Origin of the sequence: Streptomyces sp. CBMA123, assembly GCF_014596465.1 — a bacterium.
Taxonomy (GTDB): Bacteria; Actinomycetota; Actinomycetes; order Streptomycetales; family Streptomycetaceae; genus Kitasatospora.
This window is the reverse complement of the sequence record NZ_MECK01000423.1, coordinates 37,258-46,768: the sequence shown is the minus strand read 5'-3', so window position 1 is coordinate 46,768 and position 9,511 is coordinate 37,258. Positions and strand designations below refer to the sequence as shown.

General features: G+C 73.5%; 8 protein-coding genes. 4 read left to right on the top strand and 4 right to left on the bottom strand.

Going from position 1 to position 9,511, the window contains the following annotated elements; translation table 11 throughout:
* The 3 genes from BG452_RS46205 to BG452_RS32615 form a co-directional block, all read right to left on the bottom strand.
* On the bottom strand, positions 1-241 hold a 241-nt coding region (locus BG452_RS46205), incomplete at its 3' end, for a 2-oxoglutarate dehydrogenase E1 subunit family protein (protein ID WP_317621338.1).
* A gap of 286 nt (positions 242-527) precedes the next feature.
* Positions 528-1,658, bottom strand: coding sequence for a sensor histidine kinase (locus BG452_RS32620; RefSeq protein ID WP_188307959.1), 1,131 nt, complete (start codon positions 1,656-1,658; stop codon positions 528-530).
* 81 nt (positions 1,659-1,739) lie between these two features.
* Positions 1,740-2,477 carry a response regulator transcription factor gene (locus BG452_RS32615; protein ID WP_094742879.1) on the bottom strand — a complete coding sequence of 246 codons (738 nt, stop codon included), beginning with the start codon at positions 2,475-2,477 and terminating at the stop codon, positions 1,740-1,742.
* A gap of 560 nt (positions 2,478-3,037) precedes the next feature.
* Here BG452_RS32615 and BG452_RS32610 point away from each other — a divergent pair.
* The 4 genes from BG452_RS32610 to BG452_RS32595 all read left to right on the top strand — a co-directional run bounded on the left by BG452_RS32610 (position 3,038) and on the right by BG452_RS32595 (position 8,381).
* Complete coding sequence (locus BG452_RS32610; protein WP_188307958.1) at positions 3,038-3,835, top strand: rhomboid-like protein; 798 nt, start codon at positions 3,038-3,040, stop codon at positions 3,833-3,835.
* 208 nt (positions 3,836-4,043) lie between these two features.
* Positions 4,044-6,491, top strand: a complete 2,448-nt coding sequence (gene lon, locus BG452_RS32605) for an endopeptidase La (protein ID WP_188307957.1) — start codon at positions 4,044-4,046, stop codon at positions 6,489-6,491.
* Between the two features lie 81 nt (positions 6,492-6,572).
* Positions 6,573-7,115: a GtrA family protein gene (locus BG452_RS32600; protein WP_188307956.1), complete on the top strand. Its 543-nt coding sequence runs from the start codon at positions 6,573-6,575 to the stop codon at positions 7,113-7,115.
* Positions 7,116-7,169: 54 nt separating this feature from the next.
* Positions 7,170-8,381, top strand: coding sequence for an ROK family transcriptional regulator (locus BG452_RS32595; protein WP_188307955.1), 1,212 nt, complete (start codon positions 7,170-7,172; stop codon positions 8,379-8,381).
* A 77-nt stretch (positions 8,382-8,458) separates the two neighbouring features.
* Here the strand turns inward: BG452_RS32595 and BG452_RS32590 are convergent, their stop codons facing one another.
* On the bottom strand, positions 8,459-9,508 hold the full coding sequence (locus BG452_RS32590; RefSeq protein ID WP_223243056.1) for an ABC transporter permease: 1,050 nt from the start codon (positions 9,506-9,508) through the stop codon (positions 8,459-8,461).
* Between the last annotated feature and the right edge of the window lie 3 nt (positions 9,509-9,511).

Genomic DNA, 9,511 nt, shown 5'->3' with positions numbered 1-9,511 from the left:
CAGCGGCGGGCGCGGGGGCAGCGGCAGGGGTCGGCGTGGGGCCGGCCTGGGTCGCGGCCTGGGTCACTGGGGTCACCTCGGTACCGGGCTTGTAGTCGGCGAAAAAGTCCCACCAGGCTCGGTCGACCGAGTTCGGGTCCTGGAGGTACTGCTGGTAGATCTCATCGACGAGCCACTCATTGGGGCCGAAGCCAGTGGAGCTTGCCGAGCTGTTGGGGGTTTCAGGGGACTGTGGCGACACGGCGGCAACCGCCCTCTTCCGCTTCCTTTTGGGATGTTTGGACAGCGGGGATTAAGGCTACGCCCCTGACCAGTGATCGCGCAGTCCCCGGACCCCAGGCGTCGCCCAGATCACAGTCCTGACCTGCAGGTTGGCTGAAAAACAACGTTAGAAAGCCGTATCTGAGGGGAAGCGATCGGGCCCGATCGCCCCCCAAATCGGGGCGAAAACGGACAAACAACCATACGAATCCATTGACGATCTTCGTATGCGTCTGTGTCGGATCTGTGACAAATGTCCCGGCCGCTCAGGACTGCCCCGGCAGCCGGACCTCGATGCGGCAGCCGCGCGGCGACTCCGCGACGGCGATCCGTCCGCCGTGCAGGTCCACCGCCCAGCGGGCGATCGCCAGGCCCAGCCCGGTGCCGCCGTCCGACCCCGCCCCGGCGGCGGTCGCGGTGCCGCTGCGGCTGAACCGTTCGAAGACCCGGCCGCGGTCCGCGAGCGGGATGCCCGGACCCTCGTCCTGGACCTCCAGCAGCAGGCCGCCCTCCTCGCCCTCGGGTCTGGCGCGCACCGTCACGGTGCCGCCGGGCGGGGAGTGCTTGCAGGCGTTGTCGACCAGGTTGGCGACCACCTGGTGGAGCCGCTCCGGGTCCGCCACCGCGGTCAGCCCGGCCGGGCTGACCTCCAGGGCCAGCCGGACGTCACCGCGCCGGGAGAACGCCCCGCCGGCCGTCGCGCCGTCCACGGTGACCCCGCGCAGCACGCCGTCCAGGAACTCGCGCACCTCGAACGGGCGGGCGTCCAGGTCGACCACGCCGTCGTCGATCTTGGAGAGGTCCAGCAGGTGGGTGACCAGGCGGCCGAGCCGCTCGGTCTGCTCCAGTGCGGCCCCCAGGGTCGCCGGATTCGGCTGGACGACCCCGTCCACCACGTTCTCCAGCACGGCGCGCAGCGCGGCGATCGGCGTGCGCAGCTCGTGCGAGACGTTGGCGACCAGCTCGCGGCGGTGCTGGTCGGCGGCCTGGAGGTCGGCGGCCATGGCGTTGAAGGCGGCCGCCAGCTCGCCGATCTCGTCGCGCGAACTCACCTCGACCCGGCGGCTGTAGTCGCCGGAGGCCATCGCGCGGGCGGCGGCCGTCATCTCGCGCAGCGGGGCGGTCAGCCCGTGCGCGAGGAACTGCATGAACAGCAGCGAGGCGATCATGGAGAAGACCATGATGATCCGGATCTGGGTCTCGGACCGGATCGCGACGACGACCATGCCGGTGGCCAGGAACACGGAGACGATCACCAGCAGGGCGAGCTTGCCCTTGATCGAGCGGACCGGGTCGAGCGGACGGATGTCGGCCCAGACCCGGCTGGCCGCGCGGGCGGCCAGGGTCTGCGGGCGCGCGCCGTCGGCGTCCCCGTTGCGTTGCTGTGGAAAGGTCATTGGTCCCCTGTGATCCCCGCGTGGTGTCACGGCGGTGCCGGGACACGGGCCCCCCGGTGGCCCGTCGCCCGGAAACCCCCGTCAGGAGAGCGGGGCCTCCAGCGCGTATCCGACGCCGTGCACGGTGCGGATCCAGCTGGCACCGATCTTGCGGCGCAGTGCCTTCACATGGCTGTCCACGGTGCGGGTGCCGGACGCGTCGGTCCAGTCCCAGACCTCGGCCAGCAGCTGCTCGCGGGTGAGCACCGCGCGCGGCTGGGCGGCCAGGCAGGCCAGGAGGTCGAACTCGGTCGGCGTCAGGTGGACGTCGCCCGAGGCGAGTCGGACCCGGCGCTGCACGTGGTCGATCTCCAGCTCGCCGAAGCGCAGGCTGCCGAGCGCGGGCGTGCGGGCGGCCTGCTGGGCGCGCTCGACGCGGCGCAGCAGCACGTTGACCCGGGCGGCCAGTTCGCGCATCGAGAACGGCTTGGTCATGTAGTCGTCGGCACCGACGCCGAGGCCGACCAGCAGGTCCGTCTCGTCGTCGCGGGCGGTCAGCATCAGCACCGGCACCGGGCGCTGGGCCTGGATCCGGCGGCACACCTCCAGCCCGTCGAAGCCGGGCAGCATGATGTCCAGGACCACCAGGTCCGGCTGCCAGGTGTGGAAGCCGTCCACCGCGCCGGGGCCGTCGTGGGCCACGGCGACCTTGAACCCCTCCGCGCCCAGCCGGGCCGCGATCGACTCGGCGATCGTGGGTTCGTCCTCCACCACCAGCACTCTGCGCTGGCTGCTCACAGTGCCGCCGGTGTTGGGGTTGTCCTGCTGAATTTCTGTCACGGTCACGCCACCGCCCCCAGGGCTGCGGGCCGGCCACCTGTGGGGATGGCGGGGCTCCGCTCGTAGTCTTGTTCCGTCGTGGACTGTGCCGGGTCCGCCGTCCCGTCGCGCGCCCGGAAGTGGCGGACGGATGGTGTTCCGCCCACTTCTCCCACGCACTTCGCAGCGTACGGACAGCGGATGCTTCCCGGCAGGTGGACCGGACGTTTCCGGCCCGTGGAGCGGCTGTCCAGCCGCCCTCGGGCCCACTGCACGAGTGGGCACGGGCCGATACCTTACCCGGCGAATTTTCTCTGCGTAACGGTACGTATGCAGTCCAGTTGACGCCAAGTCGCCGGTCAGAGGCCCTACTGACGCGTTAATCGGGAGAAGGTCTGGACCAATGTCGGAAATCCGGCCGGTCCCCGCGTCGACGGTCTTCACGGGCTTTTCTCAGGTGCCTCTCAGAACCTCGACGTAGCGTGGCCGCGACAACGCCCCGCAGGGCGGAATCCGGCGTCCGCGCCGGTCCTCCGAGCACCTTCGGACACCGCCGGCCGTGGGCGTGGAGCGGAGGCGTCATGGCGGGACTGCGGCGGGACGCCGTCGGGCGCGCGCTCGCGAGGGCGCCGTACGGAATGCTCCGGCGCGGACTTCGCGGCGGCGCCTTCGAATGGCTGCTGGAACGCGTGCCGACACCCCGGCGCACTCCCTTCACGATCGGATATCTGGTCGTGGTGGGGGCGACTTCCACCCTCACCCGGCTCGCCGATCCGCAACTCGTCCAGCGCTGGCAGGAGGCTTCCAGTTCGGACGGCCACAACCTGCTCCAGCACCCTCTGCGGGCCCTCGTGCTCAGCGGGGTCTGGGTGGCCGGCGGCGACTGGGTGCCCTACCTGTGGGGCTTCGCCCTCACCCTGGCGCCGCTGGAGCGCCGGGTCGGCCCGGCCCGGGCGGCGGCGGTGTTCGCGATCGGGCACGTCGCGGCCACGCTGCTCTCCCAGGGCGCGGTGATCATCGCGGTGGAGGCCGGGCGGATGGCGCCGGAGGCGATGGACCGCCTGGACGTCGGGGTCAGCTACGGCGTGTTCGCCTGCCTGGGCGCGGCGGCCGGAGCGCTGCCGCGGTCCGCGCGGGTGCCGGTGCTGGTCGGCGCCGGGCTGATGATCGCCCAGCAGATCGCCACCGGGAAGGACCTGGTCACGGCCGTGGGGCACCCGGCCGCGCTGCTCACCGGGATGGCGCTGTGGCCCTGGCTGCGCCGGATCGAGCGGCGCCCGCCACGGCCGGGGATCCGCTCGGCGAGGGCCCGGGCGGTGGGCGTCGCCTCGGCCGCCGCGATGGTGCGGGCCGGGGCGCGGCCGTCCGCCGTGCGCTGACGCCGCGGCCCCGGCAGGGATCCGGAGGAGACGGGCCGCAGGGTCCGTGGGTCCTCTTGGGCCGTTCTTTCCCCTCTTTTTGACGGCGCCTCCCCCCGGCTGTTCCGGTGACGGGAGCGTTCGCTCGCAGCGAACAAGGAGTCGGGAACATCCGGCGCGCGTGAAGCCTTAGTCAGGTCGACTCAAGTTCACTGACCGGGGAGAGATCATGGCATCGACGTCCACACCGCTCACCCTGCCCGTGCTGCCACTCGACGACGAGGTCGTCCTCCCGGGCATGGTCGTCCCGCTGGACCTCAAGGACGCCGAGGTGCGCGCCGCGGTCGAGGCCGCCCGCGCGGCGGCCACCGGCTCCGGCAAGCCCCAGGTCCTGCTGGTCCCGCGGGTGGACGGCTCGTACGCGGCGGCCGGCACGCTGGCCACCGTGGAGCAGGTCGGCCGGCTCGCCGACGGCGAGCCCGCCGCGCTGGTGCGCGCCGTGCGCCGGGTCCGGATCGGGGTCGGGACCACCGGCCCCGGCGCCGCCCTCTGGGTGGAGACCACGCCCTTCAAGGAGTCCTCGGTCGGCACACCGGTGGCCGGACGGGCCGCCGAGCTGGTCAAGGAGTACAAGGCGCTGTCCACCCAATGGCTGCGCAAGCGCGGCGCCTGGCAGATCGTCGACCGCGTCGCGCAGATCGAGGGCGTCGGCGAACTCGCCGACAACATCGGCTACGCGCCCTTCGCCACCGCCGAGCAGAAGCTCAAGGTGCTGCTGGAAGCCGACCAGGTGGCCCGCCTGGAGTACGCCCTCACCCTGCTGCGCGACCACCTCGCCGAGGAGGAGGTCAACGACACCATCCGCAAGGACGTCGAGGAGGGCGTGGCCAAGCAGCAGAAGGAGTTCCTGCTCCGCCGCCAGCTGGAGGCCGTCCGCAAGGAGCTGGCCGAGCTGAACGGCGACCCGGCCGACGAGGAGGGCGACTACCGCGCCCGGGTCGAGGCCGCCGACCTGCCCGAGAAGGTCCGCGAGGCCGCGCTCAAGGAGGTCGACAAGCTGGAGCGCTCCTCCGACCAGTCGCCCGAGGGCTCCTGGATCCGCACCTGGCTGGACACCGTCCTGGAGCTGCCCTGGAACGAGCGCACCGAGGACGCGTACGACATCGCCGGCGCCCGCGCGGTGCTGGACGCCGACCACGCCGGCCTCACCGACGTGAAGGAGCGGATCGTCGAGTACCTGGCCGTCCGCAAGCGCCGGGCCGACCAGGGCCTCGACCTGATCGGCGGGACACAAGAGGGGCAGCGCGAAGCGCTTCCCAGGAAGGGCGGCGGAGGGCGACGGGCGGGCGGCGCGGTGCTGGCCCTGGTCGGGCCGCCCGGCGTCGGCAAGACCTCGCTCGGCGAGAGCGTGGCCCGTGCCATGGGCCGCAGGTTCGTCCGGGTCGCGCTCGGCGGCGTCCGGGACGAGGCGGAGATCCGCGGCCACCGGCGCACCTACGTCGGCGCGCTGCCCGGCCGGCTGGTGCGGGCGATCAAGGAGGCCGGCTCGATGAACCCGGTCGTCCTGCTCGACGAGATCGACAAGGTCGGCTCCGACTACCGGGGCGACCCGGCCGCCGCCCTGCTGGAGGTGCTGGACCCGGCCCAGAACCACACCTTCCGGGACCACTACCTGGAGGTCGAGCTCGACCTCTCCGACGTCGTCTTCCTCGCCACCGCCAACGTACTGGAGGCCATCCCCGAGCCGCTGCTCGACCGGATGGAGCTGGTCCGCCTGGACGGCTACACCGAGGACGAGAAGGTCGTCATCGCCCGCGACCACCTGCTCCCGCGCCAGCTGGAGAAGGCCGGACTCGGCGACGGACAGGTCAGCGTCGACGAGGAGGCGCTGCGCCGGCTCGCCGGGGAGTACACCCGGGAGGCCGGGGTGCGCACCCTGGAGCGCTCGATCGCCCGGGTGCTGCGCAAGATCGCCGCCCAGGCCGAGCTGGGCGAGCGCGAGCTGCCCGCCGAAGTCGGCGCGGCGGACCTGCGCGCCCTGATCGGCCGGCCGCACCACGTGCCGGAGTCCGCCCAGGAGCCGGCCGAGCGGCGCACCGCCGTCCCCGGCGTGGCCACCGGCCTCGCCGTCACCGGAGCCGGCGGCGACGTCCTCTACATCGAGGCCTCGCTCGCCGACGCCGAGACCGGCGGCACCGGGCTGACCCTCACCGGGCAGCTGGGCGACGTGATGAAGGAGTCCGCGCACATCGCCCTCTCCTTCCTGCGCTCGCGCGGCGCCGAGCTGGAACTGCCGGTCACCTCGCTGCGCGACCGCGGCGTGCACCTGCACGTCCCGGCCGGGGCCGTCCCCAAGGACGGCCCGAGCGCCGGCATCACCATGACCACGGCGCTCGCCTCGCTGCTCTCCGGCCGCAAGGTGCGCACCGACGTGGCGATGACGGGCGAGGTGTCGCTGACCGGGCGGGTGCTGCCGATCGGCGGGGTGAAGCAGAAGCTGCTCGCCGCCGACCGGGCCGGCCTCAGCACGGTGATCATCCCCAAGCGCAACGAGGCCGATCTGGACGACGTCCCGGCCGAGGTGCTGGAGCGGCTCACCGTCCACCCGGTGGCGGACGTGCGCGAGGTGCTCGCGCTGGCCCTGGAGCCCGCCGGGGTGCTGGTCGCCGCGGCCTGAGCCCACCGGTAGCAGCAGGCGCCCCTTCGGCTCGCTCGCGAATCGACGGGGGACGGCGGCTCCGCATGCCACACTGCGGAGATGCCGTCCCCCACGCAGCGCGCCCTGGCCCGGGTGCCGGCCCGGCTGCGCCCGTTCCTGGTGCGGCACCGCCGGCTGGTGAAGTTCCTGCTGGTCGGCAGCGGCTGCTTCGCGCTCACCACGGTGATCGACTTCGAGCTCAAGTTCACCGTCCTGGCGCACGCGCCGGTGGTGGCGCTGACGGTGGCGACGGTGATCGCCACCGTCGTCTCCTATGTACTCAACCGCCGCTGGGCCTTCCGGACGGACGGGCGCCGACCCGAGGCGCTGCTGTTCTTCCTGGTCAGCGCGGTGGCGGTCGGCGTCAACGTGATCCCGCTGGCGCTCTCCCGGTACGTCCTCGACCTGCGCGTGCCCTACCTCAGCCCGTTCCAGCAGGAGGTCGCGGACTTCCTCAGCGGGATGGTCGTCGGCACCTTCGGCGCCATGCTGTTCCGGTTCTGGGCGATGCGGCGGTGGGTCTTCATCAGCCCCGCCGTGCGGGCGCGTGCCGAGGTGGAACCCGGTTACGCTGCACCCGAGATGCCACGGGACGCGTCCTGAACCGACGAGGTGCGCCGAGACCGTGAGCCGCTCCGAGACCGTGAGGTGAGAGTTATGCGCGGGGAGCCGGACGGCGTCCGGGCCGGGCCCGCCAGCCAGCAGGGGATGCGCCGGGCCAACCTGGCCCTGGTGCTCGGGGTGATCGCCCGCGGCCCCCGCTCGCGCGCCGAGGTGGCCGCCGAGACCGGGCTGACCAGGGCCGCGGTCTCCTCGCTCGCCGAACAGCTGATCTCGGCCGGCCTGGTCGTCGAGGAGGGCCCGGCCGCCCCCAGCGGCAAGGTCGGCCGCCCCGGCACCGCGCTCGGGCTCAACCCGCTGGGGCCCGGCGGACTCGGCGCCGAGATCGGCGTCCGCCACCTCGGCGTCTGCGTGGTCGACCTGCGCGGGGAGGTCCGCGCCGTGCGGCGCCAGGAGAGCGCCAACCACGGCCGGCCGCCCGCCGCCGTGATGACCGACCTCGCCCACCTGATCCGCTCGGCCGTCGCCGAGTCCGGTCTGCGCCCGGCCGGGCTGACCCTGGCCGTGCCCGGGCTGGTCGGCGGCGGAGTGCTCCAGCGGGCCGCCAACCTCGGCTGGCAGGACGTCCCGCTGGCCGCGGCCCTGCGCCCGGCGCTGCGCCTGGCCGGGGACGGCCTGGGCGAGCTGCCGGTCGAGGCGGACAACGAGGCCAACCTCGGCGGACTGGCCGAGCGGTGGCTGGGCGAGAGCCCGGAGGACTTCCTGTACGTCTCCGCCGAGGCCGGCGTCGGCGCGGCCGTGGTGGTCGGCGGCCGGCTGCTGCGCGGGGCGCGCGGCTACGCGGGCGAACTCGGGCACGTGCCCGTCCACCCGGAGGGGCCGCGCTGCGCCTGCGGGGCGCACGGCTGCCTGGAGCAGTACGCGGGCGAGACGGCGGTGCTGCGGGCGGCCGGGCTGGCGGGCGTGCGCGGCGACTGGGTGACGCTGTTGGCCGAACGGGCCGGCGCCGGGGACGAACCGGCCCGGGCGGCGCTGGCCGGGGCGGGCTCGGCGCTCGGCATCGCGGCCGCCGGGGCGGTCAACCTGCTGGACCCGGCCGAGGTGGTGCTGGGCGGCGGCTACGCCCGGTTGGCGCCCTGGCTGCTGCCGGCGATGCGGCGCGAGCTGACCTTCCGGGTGACGGTGCGGCCGTGGGCGGAGGAACGGCTGACGGTCTCCCGGCTCGGCCGGCGCGGGCCGCTGCTGGGCGCGGCGGTGGGCGTGGTGCGCGCGATCGTCGCCGACCCGGGTCCGCTGACGGGCGGCTGAGCCGTACCGGTCCGGAACGCGGGGGAGCCCCCGGCCGCGGTGGCCGGGGGCTCCTCGGTGTGCCGGTGCCGTCGGGCTCAGACCTCGGCGGGGGTCTCGGCGGCGAGCTCGCGGTCGGCGGAGCGCGGGCCGCGCAGGACGGCGAGGAAGGCGACGCCGACGCCGATCACCGCCCAGACCACCAGGACCAGGATCGGCATGCCCAGGTTGGTCGAGCCGAAGTAGGCGATCGACTTGGTGGCGCTGGTGCCGGCGCCGTTCGGGATCAGCGAGCCGATCGCCCGCCAGAACGGCGGCATCATCGGGGCGGGGTAGACGCCGCCGGCGCTCGGGTTGCCGAGGACCACGAAGACCAGTACCGCCAGGCCGATGCCGATGATGCCGAACAGGCACTGCAGCGCCATGGTGAAGGCGCCGACCGTGAACACCACCAGGGTGCCGATGGCGGTCAGTTCCAGGATCGAGCCGGGCATCGCGTCCAGCACCGGACCGGCGATGATCGTGCCGCCGAGGCCGGCGCCGACCGAGTACAGCGCCAGGACGCCGAGGCGGATCAGCAGGCGGTGGACGTTGGCCGGCTTGGAACCGGCGCTGATGCCGAGGATGGAGGCGACCAGGTAGCCGCCGACGCACCAGCCGATGACCAGGTAGAAGGCGGTGAGGCCGTTGGTGTCGCCCTTGGCCAGCGGCACGACGTCCTCGACCCTGACGGTGCGGCCCTGGGACTTGTCGAGCGCGGTGGTGACGCTCTCGGCGGCCTTGGCGGCGGAGGTGCCGCGGGCGCTGCCGGTGAGCAGGGTGTCCTCGGTGCCGTTCGGGTTCACGACCAGCGCGGCGTAGATCTTCTGGTCCTTGATCCACTGGGTCGCCGTCTCGGTGTCCGGCGCGGTGACGGGCTTGACGGCCTCGTCCGGCACCGACTCCAGGGCCTGGACCAGCTTGGGCGTGGCCTGCGGCGGGGCGACCACCGCGATCGACAGCTTGTGCGGGGTCGGGTGGTGCAGCGCCCCGACGTACGAGGTGATGAAGCCGAGCTGCAGCAGCAGCACTCCGATCACCAGCAGTGCCGCACGCGGTGTGACCGCGCCCTTCAGTTCGGCGACGAATCCGTGCCCCGGGGCGGCCATCCA